Source organism: Nitrospirota bacterium (assembly GCA_016207905.1).
Classification (GTDB): Bacteria; Nitrospirota; Thermodesulfovibrionia; order Thermodesulfovibrionales; family JdFR-86; genus JACQZC01.
Genome location: JACQZC010000001.1, coordinates 1 through 17,850 on the forward strand (window position 1 = coordinate 1; position 17,850 = coordinate 17,850).

The following is a 17,850-nucleotide window of genomic DNA, read 5'->3' on the forward strand; positions in this document are numbered from 1 at the left end:
ACCTGGAGTTCCACCATGCAATGAGTCAGATAGAAAGGGAGGATATAGAAGAGGGCATGGTCGTCGAGGAGCTTAGAAAAGGCTATATGTACAGGGATAAGGTTCTCAGGGCATCGCTTGTTTGTGTCTCTAAAAAACCTCGTAAAGAGGAAGAGTCTGAGGACAGTAATAAGATTAATATAGAAGAGATGGAGGAGTGATTATATGGCTAAAGCTATAGGAATAGACTTAGGAACAACTAACTCTGTTGTGGCAGTTGTTCAGGCAGGCGAGCCTGTTGTCATACCCAATCAGGAGGGAAACAGGACAACGCCATCTGTAGTGGCATTTACCGAAAAGGGCGAAAGGCTTGTAGGGCAGATTGCAAAAAGGCAGTCTATAACGAACCCGGAAAATACAGTGTTTTCCATAAAAAGGCTAATGGGAAGAAGATTTAATTCCCCTGAGGTCGAGCATGCAAGAAAGAGGCTCCCATATAAGATAGCTGAGGCTGAAAACGGAGATGCACATGTGGAAATCAGGGGGAAAAGGTATTCTCCACCAGAAATCTCTGCAATGATACTTCAGAAGCTTAAACAGGCCGCAGAGGACTATCTTGGAGAGACCGTAACCGATGCAGTCGTTACTGTGCCTGCTTATTTTGACGATAGCCAGAGACAAGCAACAAAGGATGCAGGAAAGATAGCTGGGCTTAATGTCCTGAGAATCATAAACGAGCCAACTGCCGCCTCCTTAGCCTATGGTATGGATAAAAAAAAGGAGGAAAAGATTGCGGTCTATGACCTTGGCGGAGGGACATTCGACATCTCCATACTGGAAATCGGAGAGGGTGTAATAGAGGTCAGGTCGACAAATGGAGATACATACCTTGGAGGAGATGATTTCGACCTGAGGGTGATGGACTGGATGGTTGATAACTTTACAAAAGAGCAGGGGATAGACCTAAAGAGAGATAAGATGGCTCTTCAGAGACTCAAAGAAGCCTCTGAAAGGGCAAAGATAGAGCTTTCAACTGCAATGGAGACGGATATAAATCTTCCGTTTATCACTGCCGATGCAACAGGGCCAAAGCACCTTCTTATGAAGCTTTCGAGGTCAACGCTCGAACAGCTCGTAGGAGACCTGATTGAAAAGACAGTGGGGCCATGTAAGACTGCATTGGGAGATGCAAGTCTTGAAGCCCGTAGTATCGACGAGGTTTTACTCGTAGGAGGACAGACAAGAACACCAAAGGTTCAGCAGACCGTACAGGGATTTTTTGGAAAAGAGCCTAACAGGTCCGTTAACCCAGATGAGGTTGTTGCAGTTGGTGCGGCTATACAGGCCGCTGTCTTAAAAGGAGAGGTAAAAGAGATCTTACTACTTGATGTTACACCTCTTTCACTTGGAATAGAGACGCTCGGAGGAATCTTTACAAAGATTATAGAGAAAAATACCACTATACCAACAAGGAAAAGCCAGGTTTTTTCCACTGCCTCTGACAACCAGCCTGCAGTGACAATCAGAATATGTCAGGGAGAAAGAGAGATGGCTGCCGATAATAAGCTCCTTGGGCTTTTTGAGCTTGTTGGCATACCGCCTGCTCCGAGAGGCATCCCACAGATAGAGGTCTCCTTTGACATAGATGCAAACGGTATCCTTCATGTTGCGGCAAAAGACCTGGGAACAGGCAAGGCACAGTCTATAAGGATTACTGCTTCAAGCGGACTTGCAGATGATGAGATAAGACGCATGACACGGGATGCAGAATCTCATGCAGAAGATGACAAAAAGAAAAGACACCTTGCAGAGACAAAAAACGAGGCAGATACACTTATATATGCAGTTGAGAAATCCCTCAAGGAATACGGGAATAAACTTACAGAGTCCGAGAAGAAGGATATACAGGATGCATTAGAGGAATGCAGGAAGAAAAAGGATAGCAATGATGTAGGAGAGATAAGGTCTGCCATCGAAAAACTGACCACTTCGTCCCATAAGATAGCCGAGCATATATATAAGGCAGGAGGCGCAAGACCCGAAACAAAGGAGGAGGCTCCAAAAGAAGAAAAGGTGGTCGAGGCAGAGTTTGAAGAAGTGGATAAGTCAAAAGAGCAATAAACTGAAATGGCTGACAGGACATCTATGAAGGACTACTACCAGATATTAGGCATTGACAGGTCTGCTTCTTCAGAGGATATAAAGAAGGCATTCAGAAGGCTTGCCCTTAAGTATCATCCTGATAGAAACCCCGAGGACAAAGACGCAGAGGAGAATTTTAAAGAGGTAAACGAGGCATACTCCTGTCTTAACGATGCGGAGAAAAGAATGAACTATGACAGGTTTGGCACTGCCGAGGCACCTCGTTTTGAGCCATTTGGAGCAGGGTTTGGAGACATATTCGACAACATATTCGGAGACTTCTTTGGGACATTCGCAGGCAGAAAGACTGCAAGGCCTGTTAAGGGCACAGACCTCAGATATGACCTTGACATAACACTTGAAGAGGCTGCATCAGGGATAGAGAAGCTCATCGATGTTCCGAGATGGGAGGACTGCCCTTCATGCAGGGGAGGAGGCTCAAAGGGAAAAGGCACAACTACATGCACTCGCTGTAAAGGCACAGGACAGGTGAGGTTTCAACAGGGCTTCTTCAGCATATCAAAGACCTGCGATAAATGTCATGGACAGGGCAGGGTTATTACAGACCCATGCGATGCCTGTGCAGGCAATGGTAAGGTAAGAAAATACAGGAAGGTATCTGTAGATATTCCTTCTGGTGTGGATACAGGCTCGAGGTTGAAGCTCTCAGGCGAAGGAGATGCAGGGATTCGCGGAGGCCCAGCAGGGGACCTCTATATAGTAATCGATGTCAAAGAGCATCCTTTCTTCAGAAGAGAAGGTGTGAACTTATACTGCGACCTGACCCTGTCGTTTGCTCAGGCAGTATTAGGAACCGAAATAGAAGTGCCAACCCTCTATGGCACACACAAGCTTAAAATAGCTCACGGAGCACAGCCAGGGGAAAGCCTTCGCATAAAAGGCGCTGGGATGCCGAGGCTTGGAAGTAAGGTTAAAGGAGACCAGATTGTAACTATCGGCATAACCGTTCCAAAACATATAAGTGAAAGACAAAGGGAAATCCTCGAGGAATTCGCAAGGCTTAGCGGTGACAACTCAAGCCAGCCAAAAACCCTAAAAGACAGGTTTAAGGATTTCTTTACAGGTGCAGGAACTTCATGAAAGGCATTAAAGGACAGCTTTCTTCCCTGCCTGTTTCAGACCTCATGCAATGGATTGAGATGAACAGAAAATCCGGTATGCTGATTATCTCAGGAGATAAAAAAAGCACCTGCTTTTGCTTTAAAGAGGGAAGTGTTCTTCTTGCCTCATTCAATGAAGACGGAAAAAGGTTTGGAGATTACCTCGTAAGGGAAGCACATATCGAGGCAGGTAAGATAAAAGAGATACTGTCCATTAGCAGGGATAAAAAGGCGTCATTTATAAGTTATCTTGCTGACAATAAGATAGTCTCTGAGGACTTCATAAAGGCAATATTAGAGCAGGTTTCAGAGTTTGTGCTGGTAGATATACTTGGATGGCAGGAAGGCTCGTTTCAGTTCATAGAAGCACTGCCCGACATTATTGGAGACAGTCCAGTTAGGCTTAATACGAGCCACCTCGTGTTTGAATCCGTCAGAAAATACGATGAGTCTTTAAGAGAGAAAAGCTCTTCAGGGGCATGAATGCCTCGTATCTTCGTTCAATCAATCTTAGAGCAAGGTGTAGTAGAGCTCACAGGCGATAATGCCCGCTACATCCTTAGGGTCTTAAGAGCCAAAAAAGGAGACATGCTTCACATCTTTGATTCTCAAGGGAAAACCTGCTCTGCTTCTATTATAAGGGTTGCAGATAAAAAGGTGTATGTGGAGGTCAGGGAGTGTATCTCAGAGGTCAAAGAATCTCCGTTAAGGCTTATACTTCTTCAGGCTATCTTAAAGGGACAGAAGATGGACATTGTGATTCAGAAGGCAGTTGAGCTTGGGGTAGCAGAACTCACCCCTATTATTACAGGTAGGACAGAGGTAAAAGAGACAAGAAAGCATGGAAGGTGGCAAAAGATTGCACTTGAGGCAACACGACAGTCAGGAAGAAGCATTGTGCCTTCGGTGAAAGAGCCTGTTACACTGAAGGAGTTTTTTTCTCTCTCGGGGCATCTTAAGGGTATAGTGCTTTATGAAAAAAGGGGCATGAGCCTCATGGAGGCTGTTGGTAAGATAAGCAAATCATTTGACTTTAAAAAGGATTTGGTTTTTGCGCTCATAGGCCCTGAGGGCGGATTGCGAGATGATGAGGTTTCTATTGCAGAGGCTAATGGGCTTTATGCCGTGCATCTGGGCAAAAGGATTCTTCGTGCCGAGACAGCCACAATTGCAGTTATTGCCATACTTCAAACCCTTATGGGAGATATGGGAGGGAGCTTACAATAAGAGTTCCCACATAAAAAAGGTGGCAGTTAATCGGACTTCCTGATATAATAAGACTTAGGAGGTTTTATGAATAAAATACTCGTTGCGCATGATGGTTCAAAACTCTCTGATGCCGCACTTAGAACAGCAGTAGAGATAGCAGTGAAGTTTAATGCCTCTTTAACTGTGCTCAGTGTGATTCCCGATCTATATCTTACGGAGCTTTCGGATACTGACAGGCAGAAGATAATGGATGCACTTATGGAGGAGACAAGGATTTCAATGGAAAAAATAAGGGTTTCTCTTTCAGGAAAACCCATTGAGGCAAAAACAATAATAAGGCAGGGGTCGCCTGCTGAAAAAATTATCGAGACAGCCCAGAAGATGAAGGTTGACCTTGTAGTGGCAGGCTCTCATGGAAGACACGGGGCAAAAAAATTCCTAATGGGCTCTGTGTCCTCAAAGGTTGTTGACCATGTATCCTGTCCTGTGCTCATAGTGAAATAAAAAGTCTCAGGGCATCCTTAAAGGTCATTGGCTCAAAACCAAAGTTCTTCTTAACACTCTCAGGGTCACAGATATTGTCCACATCCAAAAGCCTTATCTGCTCTACTGTTACAATACCTAAAACAGGAGCAGTGAGCTTTACAAATAAAGATGGTATGTGAACTATTGGCTTTTGAGAGCCCATCGCACTTGCTACTGCTTGAACAATCTCTTTGTATGTTAACTGCTCTGTCCCGCCAAAGGAATATGTCTTTCCAATTGCATCGGGGTTATCTATTATCTTAAAGAAGCACCTGACCCAGTCTTTGACATATATTGGCTGAAACCTTGCCTTTCCCTTTCCAGGCACAGCAATAAGAGGGCTTAAAGAGGCTATCATGTCTTTTATCTTTTTTGTAAAACCATCGTTTTCTCCAACAACGATGGATGGTCTAAATATGGTAAAGGGAATGCCTGAGCCTTTGATTAGTTCTTCTGCCTGTGCCTTTGTCCTTAGATACCCTGCCCATGAATCGAGGTCAGCTCCAAGGGCAGATTGATAAAAGAAGTGCTTTATCCCTTGTTTTTTTGCCACATCGAGAAGGTTTCTGGTTCCCTCCACATGGACAGCCTTAAAGGTCTGAGTGCCTTTTTCCTCTATGATGCCAATAAGGTGAATGACCATACTACAGCCATCCAATGCTCCTTTAAGGCTTTCTCTGTCTGTAAGCTCACCGATAACTGATTCGAAGCCCTGTGCCTTACAGAGCTCTGCCTTTTCAGGTGTTCTCACCAGACAGCGGACATCATATTTATCTTCCCTTAGTGCGGAGACGAGATGTCTTCCAATGAAACCAGTTCCGCCTGCTATGAATATCTTATCCATATAAAGATTGCCCTTATCCCAAAAGTTTAAGGAGGTTTTCGAGGGAGAGTTTCTCTATTTCCTCATGGAGGCTTCTTCCATGAGAGTCCATTGTGACAAATGCAGGGAAGTCCTCGACCTCGATGAGCCACATTGCCTCTGCCATGCCGAATTCCTCGAGCATGAAACTGCCCCTGACTGCTCTAACCCTGTCTGAAAGATAAGATGCCGCACCTCCAATCGTATGAAGATACACACAGCCATATGTCTTTAATGCCAGAAGAGTTTCTTTGTCCATTCCACCTTTTCCCATGACCCCCCTTAAGCCATACTGTCCTATTACCCATGGCTCATACATCTGAACCCTACTACTTGTCGTAGGACCGATTGCTATAACCTCGAAGCCTTTATCTATTTTTTTCACTATAGGTCCTGTATGATATAAAACTGCACCTTCGAGCTTAAATGGTATGTCTTCCTTCGAGGGCTTTTCATGGAAAATGTACTTGTGGATTTTATCCCTGCCTGTTACGAGATCTCCGCTTATAAGAATCATATCGCCTGTATGAAGCCCTCTAACATCTTGTTCTGTGAGAGGAAGTGTTATCTTTCGTGCCCTTACCATATAAGTCTTCCCCTTCTGTTAGCCCAGCAGGCAATAGATATATCGACGAAATAAGATGCAGGATGCCTGTGATTAACCCCTATCTTTATGCCGATTGTAGTTGAGATGCCTCCAAGACCGAGAGGTCCTATGCCAAGAAGGTTTGTCTCTCTGAGGAGTCTTTCCTCAAGTGACCTCAGGGAATCATAGGTGTTTTTGTCAGGCAGTTTTCTAAGGAGCTGTTCCTTTGCGAGCTTAGCCACCTGGTCTTTTGAGCCTCCTATAGCAACCCCAACTGTGTAGGGAGGACAACCCTTCCCCTGTGCCCTCTGAACCGCATCCAGAACGCATTTTCTTATGCCCTCGATGTCTCGCTCTGCATTAAGCAGGGGGTCAGGCAGTTTATATGTATTGCCCTGATTTTCGCATCCAGAGCCCTTAAGCATCAAGTCTACTATGAGGGAAGCATCCTCGGATTCCTCGAAATATATCGTGGGAAACCCAATGCCTGTGTTGTCCCCTGTGTTTTTTTCGGTCATTATATCCACTGCATTTGGCCTGAGAGGGACCTTTTTGGTTGCAAGCCTTACTGCCTCGAGTATTGTCTCTTTTATGTCCTTATGGCTAAGACCCTTTGGGAGTTTCACAAAAAATACAGGCATTCCCGTGTCCTGACATATGGGTCTCGATGTCTGCCTCGAAAGCCTTATACTTTCAAGTATGATTGACATGACCTCCTTTTGCCTTGAGCCTTCCTCTTCCATGCCATAGGCAGACCTGAGGCTATCCTCCACATCAGGAGGCAAGGAGGTCGAGACCTTTCTTATAAGCTCCACTATGCCGTCACGAAGTTTAAGCATAAAATTTCAAATCACTACGAAGTCTCTGCAATCTTATATCTCAGTTTCTTGAGATAATCTATGTGGGATTGTTCCCGTTTCATCATGTCTTTCATGAATTCCCTTGTGCTTGTATCTTCTGCTGTCTCGGAGAGTTTTTTATAGTGGATGTATGCCTTTGCCTCTATCTCGAGGGCAATCGTAAGCGCACCGAGGTCATCGAGGAATAATGGGCTTTCTATTTCTTTTTCAAGGTAATCTTTAAGCACACCGCCTTCGACTGTTTCAGGCTTGATTTTACTTTTAAAGCTCTCAAAGCTGAGCATCTCTTTTTCTTCCCTTATGGACTGATAAAGGGACTGTATATACTGCATGTGTTCCTCTTCCCATCTTGCGAGCTCACCGAATGCCCGTCTTGCCTCAGAGTCTATTGCCTTTATAGATGCCTTTGTGTAAAACTCATTTGTCCCCTTTTCCATAATAAATACCTCAATCATTGCCTGAAGTAGCTCATCTTTTCCTGTAATCATGGCTTCTCCTTTCTTTAAGTTATGTCTGCCGGAGAGAATACTATCTCGTCCCTGAAGGATTTTACGAAGTAAATCGCCTTTTTAATGCTCGGATCGAGCACATCCAGCATACCTGCATCAAGCCCTGCGCCTCCTGCATATAAGAAGAAAGATGCCTCGATACTCTTTCTGAGGGCAAAAGGCATCCCAGAGGATACATTGGAGACCCACGCAATGGTTTTTATCGGAGGCTCTATCAGCTCCTTAAGCAGTTTGATACATTCTGTGGAGTTGGCAAGATGCTTCTGTCCTTCTCCTCCTCCAATATGGATAAGCGAGGGGTCTCCAAAAAGCCTCTCATTAGGGATGTCATGGGCATTTGCCATTTCGAGAAGCTCCTCGATTATCTGAAGCTTTCCCTCGAGGGATGTTGGCGGTGTGCTCCTCGATGCCCTGAGCACCAACGAGGCACCTGAGCTTGCCACAAGGGCAAGAAGCTCTTCTGGGTCCTCTGGCTCTGTATAAGAAATGAAGTTAATAAGCGGCGGTTGGGGGCAAAGAGGAACAACCCTCCTTAGGGCATGGACATTCCTCGAATCCAGAGATATAAGACTGCTAACCGTCTTGAGTGTAACTTCAACGAGCCACGGAAGTGTCTCTTCGTCTTCTGAGCCATCGAGAGAGCATTGAAGATTAATCATATCTGCATGGGAGAGCCTTTTTACAAGCTCTGAGATGGCATTTTCGTTTCTTGCCTTGAGGGCAGACATGAAAGCCCTGTTCCTTGTGTTCAGGTTATCGGCAATGACTATCATCTTGCCTCCGCATAAAAAAGGATTTATTTCACTAAGATTATATCATTAAATGTTGGAAATTGAGATGCCTAAAAGTAAGCATCTCTTTTCCCGTGGCAGATTTTTAGAAAAGTCTTTTGTTAAAATATTTATATGGACTGTGTAATAAATCTCAATAAGCCAAGGGGCATTACCTCGCAGGAGGCTGTAACAAGGGTTAAGAAAGCCCTTGGTGTTAAAAAGGCAGGGCATGCAGGCACATTGGACCCAATTGCAGAAGGAGTCCTTCTAATCTTGATTAACGAGGCAACCAAGATAGCCGAATTCCTCTTTGATATGGACAAGGAATACATTGCCACCTTAAAGTTAGGCGAGCGCACAGATACATTTGACTCCGATGGCAGGGTTATAGAGAAAAAAGAATGCCTCTCCATAAAAATGGATGACATTAGCCGGGTTATTGAAACTATGAAAGGCACACTCAAGCAGGTTCCACCCATGTATTCTGCCTTAAAACATAAAGGCAAGCCTCTTTACAGCCTCGCAAGGAAAGGTATAGAGATTGAAAGGTCCGAAAGGACAGTGAATATATACAGGCTTGACATCAAAAGATTTAATTCGCCATATCTGGAGCTTTCGATTGCCTGCTCAAAAGGCACATATATAAGAAGCCTTGCAGAGGGCATCGGAAATAGCCTCGGAGTCGGCGCCCACATTACTGAGCTTAAAAGAGTAAGAATTGGAGAATTCAAGGTCAGTGACTCTGTCAGCCTAAAAGAGATTGGTAATGAGGCTGTCTGCTTTACTTTGGATTCAGCCTTATCTCACCTCAGGGAAGTTGTTCTAAGTGAAAAGGACTTCTCCTATGCAAGAAACGGTAGACCCATAGCACTTAAAGAGCCACAACTACTGCCTGAAAAAAAGACTTTTTTAAGGCTTAAAAGCCCTGATGGCAAACTCTTTGCTGTAGGTGTTTTGCAAAGAGATGTGGAAGGCACGGTGCCCCTCATAAAGATACAAAAACAACTTCATCTTTCCAAATCTTAAACTAATATTTGAAGGTTTTCTTTGAAGGGTTGGATTTATTTAAAAAAAACACTTGACAAGTTTGCAAATTTTTGTTATTTATATCCTATGCCTTTTGGCGGAAAAGATTCAATAGGGTTAGACATAGGCTCCACTTATATTAAGGTAGTTCAGCTTAAGGAGAAGAAGAATGTCTATTATCTGGAGCTTTTTGATATGTTGCCGATTCCGCCTGACATCATAGTGGAAGGCGCTATAATAGACTCTCTGAGGCTTGTAGATGCCTTGAAGGACCTTATAAAGAAGGCACGCATAAAGCCAAAGAATTGCGTGCTTGGCATTGCAGGGCATGCATCGGTCATTATAAGGAGGATTTCCCTTCCTGAGATGTCAGAAGAGGAACTAAGCGAATCCATCAAGTTTGAGGCAGAGCAGTATATACCTTTTGATGTCGAGGATGTAAGCATGGACTTCCAGATACTTGGTCCAAAGGAAGAGGCTGGTCAGATGGATGTCATGCTTGTGGCTGTCAAAAAAGATATTGTCAATGAATATGTCTCTGTGGCAAAGGAGGCTGGGCTTAATCCAATTATTGTTGACATCAATGCCTTTGCCCTCGAAAACATGTATGAGGTCAACTACGAGGTAGTGCCAGGAAGAAATGTAGCACTTGTCAACATAGGAGCACACACCATAAACCTGAATGTCCTTAAAGGAGGATCTTCGGTTTTTACCAGAGACAGTGCAATGGGCAGTAACCTCCATACAGAGGCACTTCAGAAAGAGTTCAATGTCTCTTACGAGAACGCAGAGAGGCTTAAGAAAGGAGAGGCAGTGGAAGGGGTTTCTCCTGAGGCGGTCTCCTCTGTAATGACATCTGTGTCCGAGGAGATACTGGATGAGATAAGCCGCTCATTAGATTTCTTCAAAACCACAACATTCAATGAAGAGGTAAACGAGGTTGTCTTAAGCGGCGGGGGTGCACTCATAAAGGATTTCCCGATGCTTCTGGCTGAAAAGGTTGGCGTTGAGGTTATAACCGCAGAGCCCTTCAAAAACATACAGATTCCAAAGAAATTCGACATTTCTTATATAGAGGAAATATCTCCGATTGCAACGGTTGCCATGGGTCTTGCACTCAGGAGGTTGGACGACAGATGATAAAAATAAACCTACTTCCTTATAAAAAGAAAAAGAAAAAGCCCAAACCCCTGCCTGGCTTCTTAATAATGTGTATCCTCCTTTTAGCGGTCTCCGTAACAGCAGGGCTGATTTATGACCTTTATTTCCTTAAATCAAAGATAGCCTCCCTTGAGGGTCGCAAGGCTGAGAATGCAAAAAAGATTGTCCAGCTCGGAGAAAAGATTACGGAGGTTCAGGACTTTGAAAAGCTTAATAAGCAATTTACCGATAGGAAAAACATTATTGAGTCTTTAAGGAAGAACCAGAACCTTCCGGTCAGAATTTTAGATGAGATGAGCAACACCCTCACAGAAGGCATCTGGCTTACAGGCATGTCAATAGACAACCTGAACATAAACATCGATGGTGTCGGATTTACTAACCCGGAAATCGTTGCATTTGTGCAGAAACTGAAGTCCTCACCCCTTTTTACAGAGGTTTATCTACATGGCACTACAAAGTCTTCTGCCGAAGGTATAGAGGTCTTTACATTCAAGATAACACTACAGGCAAAGGGTTAAGATGGCTATAAAGATAGATATAAAAAACCTTCCGAAGACAGTCAAGATAATAATAGCAGTTCTTCCTGCTTTGATTTTCATTGGTGTTTATATATACTTTGCCATTCTTCCGAAGCACAAACAGATAAATGGACTCAAGCAGGAGATTTCCAAGCAGGAAAACAATATAACCGAGAGTCAGCGAAAAGCAGAAAAGCTCGATGAGCTAAAGGCTGAAAACCAGAGGCTCAAAGAGAGGCTTACCGAGCTCGGAAAACAGCTTCCAACTGAAAAAGAGATATCCCCACTCCTGACTCTGGTCTCTGACCTTGGAACAAAGTCGGGTCTGAACATAATATCATGGAAGCCCTCTCGGTGGACACCACATCCAAGCGGAATAGTCTTTGAAGTTCCTGTTTCAGTTGAGATTACAGGCTCTTACCATAAACTCGCATCTTTCTTTAGCAAGCTAACGCTTCTTGACAGGATTGTCAACATAATCAATATCAGGCTCGGAGGCCCAAGGGTTGTAGGCGAGGAAGCAATTCTCGGCGTGAGCTTTTCTGCAGTTACATTTACTAATGCGACTGAAGGAGGTGCTCCCAAATGAGAAGGTGGGTAGTGCTGATTGTATCTATTTCCCTTCTGTGCGTTACTGTTACTGTGGCAGAGGAGAGAAAACAGGAGGAAAGACAGACACAACAGCCTCTGGCGCAACAGGCTCAGGAGGAGCAGGAACTTAAAGTGGAAAAACAGCATTATATATATAATGCAGCTGGAAGGCGGGACCCATTCCTTTCCATAATAGTAGCGCAGAGGGATGCGGAAAAAAAGAAACAGGCTGATAAAAGGCTCCTGCCTCCTATGGAAAAGTTTGACCTTAGCCAGTTCACTCTTATTGCCATAGTATGGAACATAAAGGAAGTCTATGCAGTTGTTAAGCTTCCAGACGGAAAGTTTTATAATCTAAAAGAGGGCATGAATGTAGGCGTTAACGACGGCGTGATTATAAGCATTACTCCTGACACAGTGATTGTCAGAGAAAAGACGGTAGACTTTAGAGGGAAAGTAACACCAAAGGATAGAACATTAAAACTCCGATAAGGAGGAGGAAATATGAGAAAAAAAGCATACTTTATTATTTTATTAACCGCTCTGATAACTGGTCTCATGTCAGTTCAATCTGCCATAGCCGAGGAGACCCCTGTCCTTACATCCATCGATGTGAAGGACAATGTAGTAGAGCTGAAGGCAAGTTCTGCCTTTATCTATACAATGTATAAGCCTTCTGACCCATATCTGGTAGTCGTGGAATTGCCAGGTGTTGGTGCTGGAAACATAAGCAAGAGGATAACCTCCGATAAAAAGGGAATCTCGGAGATAAAGCTCTCAGAGATAGGTCCTCCTACATCTGCCCTGAAAGTAGAGATACTCCTTGAATCCCCTGCTGATTTAGTGCCGGTTTATCAGGGCAATTCCCTCATATTGACTGTAAAAGATGCCCCGATTTTGGCTAAAGAGCCTTATCCAGAAACCATGCCCTCTGATGTATCAGGCAAGGAAACAGTGGAAGTTCTTAGTGGCGAGCCTGCAACAGAGATTCAGACCGTAGGGTTTGAGTATGCCGAAAAGACATTGAGATTGGTTATCAAAGGCGATGGAAAAATGCAGCCAGCAGTGTATTCATTCGAGGATAAAATCGTACTGGACATCCCGAATGTTTCCATGAAGGCAACACTACCTGGGACCGTCGTGGCACCTATAAAGAGTCTCAGATATGGAATGCATAAAGACATGGTAAGGATTGTTGTTGACCTGAAAGAAAAGGCAGACTTCAATACACTATCAGAGCAAAACTCCATTGTCATAGCCTTCAGGGTCAAAGAGGCTCCGTTAGGCATGGCACCAGCAGAAGAAGAGATTTCTTTAGTAGAGAAAGAAAAGCTTCCAATAGAGCAAAGGATTCCTCCTAAGGAGACAAAGTATGAAGGGAAGCTCATAAACTTAGATTTTCAGAACGCAGACATAGTGCCTATATTCAGATTACTTGCCGATATGAACAACTATAACAGCATAATACACCCTGCTGTGTCAGGAACAGTAACGCTTAAGCTCATAAATGTTCCATGGGATCAGGCATTGGACATTATTTTAGAGCTTACCAACTTTGACAAGCAAATAGATGGTAATATCCTAAGTATTGCGCCTGGAGGGTTTTTTGCAAAGAGAAAAGATGAAGAAAGAAAACGATTGGAAGCCCAAATAAAGGAGGACCCACTTATAGAGGAGTCCGTACCGCTCAGCTATACAGGTACGGCTGAGATAAAAACGCTGATAGAAGAAAAAAAGCTTTTGAGCACAAGAGGCAGTATTTCTATACATCCAGGGGAAAACACCATTATGATAAGGGACACGGAGAAAAAAATTAATGATGTGAAGGAATTCATCGAAAAGGTAGATACCCCTGTGCCACAGGTTATGATTGAGGCAAAGATAGTAGAGGTAAGCTCAGACTACTCAAGGACTTTGGGCATAAGATGGTCAGGAACACATACACCTACAACTAAGGCTCTTCACGAGGTTGGCACTATGAATTTCTCTGTTAACACGCCTCTGACAGCTGTTACAGGTGAGGGTGGCGTTGCTCAGCTTTCTATTGGAACAGGCAATACAACAACGATAAGTATGTCTCTTGCGGCAGCAGAGGTTGTGGGGAAACTGAAAAAACTCGCAAATCCAAGGGTCCTTACTATGAACAAAAAGTCAGCATCGATTCAACAGGGTGTGCAGATTCCTGTTCAGACAACAACTGCCGAAGGCTCTACAACCGTGTTTGTTAATGCAAACCTGAGCCTTAATGTGACCCCAACTATTAAGGCAGACACTGTCCAGCTTGAAGTCAGTGTGAACAACGATACCCCTGTGAATGTTGGAGGTGCAACTGGAATCAATACCCAGTCTGTTAAGACAGAGGCAGTTGTTAGAGATGGCGAGACACTCGTTATAGGTGGCATTTACACAAACTCGGCTGATAAAGGCGAGGTAGGCGTTCCGTTCCTGAGCAAGATTCCCATCATAGGCTGGCTGTTTAAGACAAAGACAGAGAAATCTACCACAAAGGAGCTTTTGATATTTATAACTCCTACGATTATTAAGACAACTACTCTGATGCAGTAAAAGCCATGTCTTTAAATACACTGGCAAGTTCCATGAGCCTCTCATCCGAGAGGATTGCAGAAACCTCAAGAGGGTGTCTCTGCCGCCAGTTCGGGTATTCATCCACAGTGCCGGGCAGATTTTGCTGGTTCAGAACTCCGATTATATCGTCTAAGCTGACTGCCACTAACTTACAAGGTGTTTGAGCCAGAAATCTATAAACCGAAAGGCAAAGAGGAGAAGTCATCTCAGGAATGGATTCTGCATCTTGTGGAAATCCTTCTGGCAAAAAAAGGTTAACTTCCTCAAGAATCAGAGCCTTATCAGTCTTTCTTTCTTCTATATCCCTATCTCTAAGGCTACTATTGGGGTATAATCCGAGGACTCCTTTAACCTCAATGTCCCTGCCAATCCAGAAGCCATAAAGTGTTGGTAGGTCATGTGTAGTCACGCTTGTTAGTGCCACCTCAGGATAGGACCCAGGAGGAAGGAAATCCCTCGATGGCCATCTCCTTTCAAAATAAAACAACCTGTAGGAAAGCATCTTGAACCTTCTTAAAGCCTCTCGGGCTTCCTCTGTCACTGTCCCAAGGTCTTCTGCTATGATTACTGCTTTGTTCCTTACACTTTCAAGTGCAATGATTCTCAGAAGGTCCTCTGATGGGTATCTCAAATAGGCACCCTCTTTAGGGCTCATCCCCTCTGGCACAAGAAAGACCCTGAATAAGCCCAATGCGTGGTCAATCCTCAAGGCACCTCCGTGTCTTAGGTTTTCCCTGATAACCCTAAGGAAAGGCTCATAACCGGATTCCTTGAGCTTTTCGGGTATGAATGGGCAGACCCCCCAGTCCTGACCATTCGGGTTAAACGAATCGGGTGGAGCCCCAACACTTACTGCCTCTCCTAAGACTTCCCTGTATGCCCATGCATCGAATCCGCCTTTTGCAGAGCCAACTGCAAGGTCATTGTAAAGTCCAATCCGCATACCAAGCTCATTTGCCCTCTTTGAGACTGCCTCAAGCTGTTTGTCTATTTGCCACTGGATATACTGATAAAAGAGGATTTCTCTGCCATGATTTTTCTTAAACTTATGTGTCTCAGGACTCTCAGGGTCTCTTAAGGCTGGATGCCACTGCCTCATATCGTATATATTGCCCTTTTCTTTGCCTATTGCCATGAATACTGAAAATCTCTCCAAAGCCATCCCCTGTTCTTTGACATAGTTTTTGAATTCAAGCCCCCTTAATGTATCTGAAATATAATGATTATCGTAAAAATAAGAAAAACCTTCCCTTAGAGCCTTTTCTTTGAGCTTTGCCACTTCCCTGTAATCGATTAGGTCTGGTAGGTCAGGTAGGTCGGGCTTTACGGTTGAAGGAGATTCTTTGTAATCAGAAACCTCATCCATGCCAATGTAGATAAGATTCCTGTAAAGCCTGCTTATAGGATAATATGGACTTATACCAAAAGGAGGCTCATTCGGGATAGCATGAAGGGGATTGATGCCAATGAACCCGCCTCCTAATCTTACAGTTCCCTCGACAAAGTCCCTCAGGTCTATGAGGTCTCCTATACCCCAATTTCTTTTTGAGCGAAGTGAATAAAGATTAAGTGTAATTCCCCATGTTCTGCCTTCCGGGCTAAAGCATTCATCAGGGCTGATTATAAGCCTCATTACACCTTTAATCCCATTACATTGGACTGCCACATCATAATACCCAATTGCCAATTTATCCTTAAGCGGCAGTTTCACTCTGACATATCTTATGCCATTTATCACATTTATAGCAGTAGGGGAAATCCCCTCGAGGCTCATCTCATCCGTGTTTCCCTTTTCGTCTTTCAGGGAATAAGTAATCAGTAGAGCTTTTTCATCTGCCTCATCACACTTCAGATGGATTGCAATCGAAACCGGTTGGCAGGCAACCGATACGACCATCGAAGGCTCTATGAATCTGTTCCATGGTTTTAACCTTCTCTGAAGGAGTTCATCTTCAGAGACCTCAACATCTATTGCCTTAAGGAGTGCAGACTTTGTTTTAATGGATGTGACATGCTTATTTCCCCACATGTCAAAGTAATAAGGGACAATGCCATAAAGCTCCGAGAGCTCGTTTATGAGTTTATCTGGCGGTAGGTCATTCACACTTATTCGGGTCTTGTTTTTCTTCCGCCTCTGGGAAGTATGGCAATCCCTGAGGGCTCTATATGGCATCTGAATCTGTCTTTGGCAGGGTCAAAGCCAATGTCGTCGCCTTCTTCGATAATGTTTAGCTTATCTATAATCACCCGTTTGAGCTTGCAGTTTTTCTTAAGCACTACATTGTCCATTATAATGGAATCCTCAACGCTTGCTCCATCCATAATAATCACATTGCTTCTGATTATGGAGTTTTGGATTTTTGCCTTATGGATGGTAACACCATCTGCTATGAGGCTGTTTCGGATAGTGCCTTTCAGGATTTTTGTAGAAGTCCCAACATATCCTCCGGGGAATATGGGCCAGTGTATATTATTGAGCTCAAAAGCAGGTGCTGGTCCCAGCATGTCCATATGAGCCTTGAAGAATGCCTCTATGGTTCCAATGTCGCGCCAGTATCCGACCTCTTCATAGGGCTTTGTGCCCGGGATTTGGTTTGTTGCAAAATCATATGCAAAGAGTTTCTCTGTATGGACAAGCTCAGGCAGGATATGAGTGCCAAAGTCATGCTGTTTTTTTCTCTGCGAGGTTGCAAGTGCATGAAGGAGCACATCCCTGCTAAATATATAATTGCCCATTGACACATATGCTCGTGTTGGGTCAGAGGGCATGGGTGTAGGCTTTTTGGGTTTTTCCTGAAACTCGGTAATCCTTCCGTCAGGCAGGGAGGCAATAACTCCAAATGCCGATGCCTCCCTTAAGGGCACAGGTCTTGCCGCAACCGTGACATCTGCGTCATGTTCAACATGGAAATCTATCATCTGGCGAATGTCCATTCTGTATATGTGGTCTGCGCCAAACACTAAGACAAGCTCGGGATTATGCTGTCTTATGAGATTTATGTTTTGAAATATAGCATCGGCAGTGCCCTGAAACCACTCAGGACCCATCCGCATCTGGGGAGGCACTACTGCTACGAAATGATTCCTGATAACAGGCGACAACACCCAGTTCTGTCTAATGTGCTCTATAAGGGACTGGGATTTATACTGCACTAAGAGATATATGGAGTATATATGGGAGTTCACAAGGTTGCTTAGGACAAAGTCCACAATCCTGTATCTTCCTCCAAAAGGCACAGAGGGCTTTGAGCGCATTGCAGTAAGAGGGAAAAGCCTCTCGCCCTTTCCACCTGCAAGAACAAATGAAAGAATCTTTGGGTGTGCCATATCGCCTCAAAAATTATAGGCTTTTAAGGTATCTTAGGTCAACCCAAAAGTTGTTTTGGGGACATGGGAGGG

General features: G+C 44.2%; 19 protein-coding genes. 12 read left to right on the top strand and 7 right to left on the bottom strand.

The genetic code is table 11. The features are described from left to right. From grpE to HY805_00030, 6 genes are all read left to right on the top strand, one after another. A partial coding sequence (gene grpE, locus HY805_00005) for a nucleotide exchange factor GrpE (GenBank protein MBI4822603.1) occupies positions 1–200 on the top strand: 200 nt, incomplete at its 5' end. Positions 201–204: 4 nt separating this feature from the next. Next, complete coding sequence (gene dnaK / locus HY805_00010) at positions 205–2,100, top strand: molecular chaperone DnaK (GenBank protein ID MBI4822604.1); 1,896 nt, start codon at positions 205–207, stop codon at positions 2,098–2,100. A 24-nt stretch (positions 2,101–2,124) separates the two neighbouring features. After that, on the top strand, positions 2,125–3,222 hold the full coding sequence (dnaJ, locus tag HY805_00015; GenBank protein ID MBI4822605.1) for a molecular chaperone DnaJ: 1,098 nt from the start codon (positions 2,125–2,127) through the stop codon (positions 3,220–3,222). Then, a complete protein-coding gene (locus HY805_00020; protein ID MBI4822606.1) occupies positions 3,219–3,725 on the top strand; it encodes a DUF4388 domain-containing protein in 507 nt (168 codons plus the stop codon). The genes dnaJ and HY805_00020 overlap by 4 nt, the downstream gene beginning before the upstream one ends. Beyond that, positions 3,726–4,469: a 16S rRNA (uracil(1498)-N(3))-methyltransferase gene (locus HY805_00025; GenBank protein MBI4822607.1), complete on the top strand. Its 744-nt coding sequence runs from the start codon at positions 3,726–3,728 to the stop codon at positions 4,467–4,469. A gap of 66 nt (positions 4,470–4,535) precedes the next feature. After that, positions 4,536–4,955, top strand: a complete 420-nt coding sequence (locus HY805_00030; GenBank protein MBI4822608.1) for a universal stress protein — start codon at positions 4,536–4,538, stop codon at positions 4,953–4,955. Here HY805_00030 and HY805_00035 read toward each other — a convergent pair. The 5 genes from HY805_00035 to HY805_00055 are packed head-to-tail and all read right to left on the bottom strand — an operon-like array spanning position 4,942 to position 8,566. Then, on the bottom strand, positions 4,942–5,820 hold the full coding sequence (locus HY805_00035) for a complex I NDUFA9 subunit family protein (GenBank protein MBI4822609.1): 879 nt from the start codon (positions 5,818–5,820) through the stop codon (positions 4,942–4,944). The two genes, HY805_00030 and HY805_00035, sit on opposite strands and share 14 nt — an antisense overlap. Before the next feature lie 13 nt (positions 5,821–5,833). Then, entirely contained in the window at positions 5,834–6,424 is a 591-nt protein-coding gene (locus HY805_00040; GenBank protein MBI4822610.1) for a fumarate hydratase C-terminal domain-containing protein, read from the bottom strand. After that, entirely contained in the window at positions 6,418–7,263 is an 846-nt protein-coding gene (locus HY805_00045) for a fumarate hydratase (GenBank protein ID MBI4822611.1), read from the bottom strand. The genes HY805_00040 and HY805_00045 overlap by 7 nt, the downstream gene beginning before the upstream one ends. Positions 7,264–7,277: 14 nt before the next feature. Next, on the bottom strand, positions 7,278–7,772 hold the full coding sequence (locus tag HY805_00050) for a ferritin family protein (GenBank protein MBI4822612.1): 495 nt from the start codon (positions 7,770–7,772) through the stop codon (positions 7,278–7,280). A gap of 14 nt (positions 7,773–7,786) precedes the next feature. Next, positions 7,787–8,566, bottom strand: coding sequence for a dihydropteroate synthase (locus HY805_00055; GenBank protein ID MBI4822613.1), 780 nt, complete (start codon positions 8,564–8,566; stop codon positions 7,787–7,789). Between the two features lie 132 nt (positions 8,567–8,698). Between HY805_00055 and truB the strand changes: the two genes are divergently transcribed. From truB to pilQ, 6 genes are all read left to right on the top strand, one after another. Further along, the gene (gene truB, locus HY805_00060) at positions 8,699–9,592 is read left to right on the top strand and encodes a tRNA pseudouridine(55) synthase TruB (GenBank protein ID MBI4822614.1); all 894 of its coding nucleotides are present in this window, start codon (positions 8,699–8,701) and stop codon (positions 9,590–9,592) included. Between the two features lie 87 nt (positions 9,593–9,679). Continuing rightward, on the top strand, positions 9,680–10,732 hold the full coding sequence (gene pilM, locus HY805_00065) for a type IV pilus assembly protein PilM (GenBank protein ID MBI4822615.1): 1,053 nt from the start codon (positions 9,680–9,682) through the stop codon (positions 10,730–10,732). Next, on the top strand, positions 10,729–11,274 hold the full coding sequence (locus HY805_00070) for a PilN domain-containing protein (protein ID MBI4822616.1): 546 nt from the start codon (positions 10,729–10,731) through the stop codon (positions 11,272–11,274). The genes pilM and HY805_00070 overlap by 4 nt, the downstream gene beginning before the upstream one ends. Position 11,275: 1 nt before the next feature. Beyond that, positions 11,276–11,863, top strand: coding sequence for a type 4a pilus biogenesis protein PilO (pilO, locus tag HY805_00075; GenBank protein MBI4822617.1), 588 nt, complete (start codon positions 11,276–11,278; stop codon positions 11,861–11,863). After that, on the top strand, positions 11,860–12,357 hold the full coding sequence (locus HY805_00080; protein ID MBI4822618.1) for a pilus assembly protein PilP: 498 nt from the start codon (positions 11,860–11,862) through the stop codon (positions 12,355–12,357). The genes pilO and HY805_00080 overlap by 4 nt, the downstream gene beginning before the upstream one ends. Positions 12,358–12,369: 12 nt before the next feature. After that, positions 12,370–14,430 carry a type IV pilus secretin PilQ gene (gene pilQ / locus HY805_00085; protein MBI4822619.1) on the top strand — a complete coding sequence of 687 codons (2,061 nt, stop codon included), beginning with the start codon at positions 12,370–12,372 and terminating at the stop codon, positions 14,428–14,430. On the opposite strand, the gene malQ is transcribed toward pilQ, so the two are convergent. Next, positions 14,414–16,624 carry a 4-alpha-glucanotransferase gene (gene malQ / locus HY805_00090; GenBank protein MBI4822620.1) on the bottom strand — a complete coding sequence of 737 codons (2,211 nt, stop codon included), beginning with the start codon at positions 16,622–16,624 and terminating at the stop codon, positions 14,414–14,416. The genes pilQ and malQ overlap by 17 nt on opposite strands. Beyond that, positions 16,558–17,778, bottom strand: a complete 1,221-nt coding sequence (locus tag HY805_00095; GenBank protein MBI4822621.1) for a glucose-1-phosphate adenylyltransferase — start codon at positions 17,776–17,778, stop codon at positions 16,558–16,560. Before HY805_00095 ends, malQ begins: the two co-directional genes overlap by 67 nt. Between the last annotated feature and the right edge of the window lie 72 nt (positions 17,779–17,850).

What these genes read in the sequence shown, in the direction of transcription:
- dnaK (MBI4822604.1), top strand. Translation starts at nt 205, where the DNA reads ATGGCTAAAGCTATAGGAATAGACTTAGGAACAACTAACTCTGTTGTG.
- dnaJ (MBI4822605.1), top strand. Translation starts at nt 2,125, where the DNA reads ATGAAGGACTACTACCAGATATTAGGCATTGACAGGTCTGCTTCTTCA.
- HY805_00020 (MBI4822606.1), top strand. Translation starts at nt 3,219, where the DNA reads ATGAAAGGCATTAAAGGACAGCTTTCTTCCCTGCCTGTTTCAGACCTC.
- HY805_00025 (MBI4822607.1), top strand. Translation starts at nt 3,726, where the DNA reads ATGCCTCGTATCTTCGTTCAATCAATCTTAGAGCAAGGTGTAGTAGAG.
- HY805_00030 (MBI4822608.1), top strand. Translation starts at nt 4,536, where the DNA reads ATGAATAAAATACTCGTTGCGCATGATGGTTCAAAACTCTCTGATGCC.
- HY805_00035 (MBI4822609.1), bottom strand. Translation starts at nt 5,820, where the DNA reads ATGGATAAGATATTCATAGCAGGCGGAACTGGTTTCATTGGAAGACAT.
- HY805_00040 (MBI4822610.1), bottom strand. Translation starts at nt 6,424, where the DNA reads ATGGTAAGGGCACGAAAGATAACACTTCCTCTCACAGAACAAGATGTT.
- HY805_00045 (MBI4822611.1), bottom strand. Translation starts at nt 7,263, where the DNA reads ATGCTTAAACTTCGTGACGGCATAGTGGAGCTTATAAGAAAGGTCTCG.
- HY805_00050 (MBI4822612.1), bottom strand. Translation starts at nt 7,772, where the DNA reads ATGATTACAGGAAAAGATGAGCTACTTCAGGCAATGATTGAGGTATTT.
- HY805_00055 (MBI4822613.1), bottom strand. Translation starts at nt 8,566, where the DNA reads ATGATAGTCATTGCCGATAACCTGAACACAAGGAACAGGGCTTTCATG.
- truB (MBI4822614.1), top strand. Translation starts at nt 8,699, where the DNA reads ATGGACTGTGTAATAAATCTCAATAAGCCAAGGGGCATTACCTCGCAG.
- pilM (MBI4822615.1), top strand. Translation starts at nt 9,680, where the DNA reads ATGCCTTTTGGCGGAAAAGATTCAATAGGGTTAGACATAGGCTCCACT.
- HY805_00070 (MBI4822616.1), top strand. Translation starts at nt 10,729, where the DNA reads ATGATAAAAATAAACCTACTTCCTTATAAAAAGAAAAAGAAAAAGCCC.
- pilO (MBI4822617.1), top strand. Translation starts at nt 11,276, where the DNA reads ATGGCTATAAAGATAGATATAAAAAACCTTCCGAAGACAGTCAAGATA.
- HY805_00080 (MBI4822618.1), top strand. Translation starts at nt 11,860, where the DNA reads ATGAGAAGGTGGGTAGTGCTGATTGTATCTATTTCCCTTCTGTGCGTT.
- pilQ (MBI4822619.1), top strand. Translation starts at nt 12,370, where the DNA reads ATGAGAAAAAAAGCATACTTTATTATTTTATTAACCGCTCTGATAACT.
- malQ (MBI4822620.1), bottom strand. Translation starts at nt 16,624, where the DNA reads ATGCCATATAGAGCCCTCAGGGATTGCCATACTTCCCAGAGGCGGAAG.
- HY805_00095 (MBI4822621.1), bottom strand. Translation starts at nt 17,778, where the DNA reads ATGGCACACCCAAAGATTCTTTCATTTGTTCTTGCAGGTGGAAAGGGC.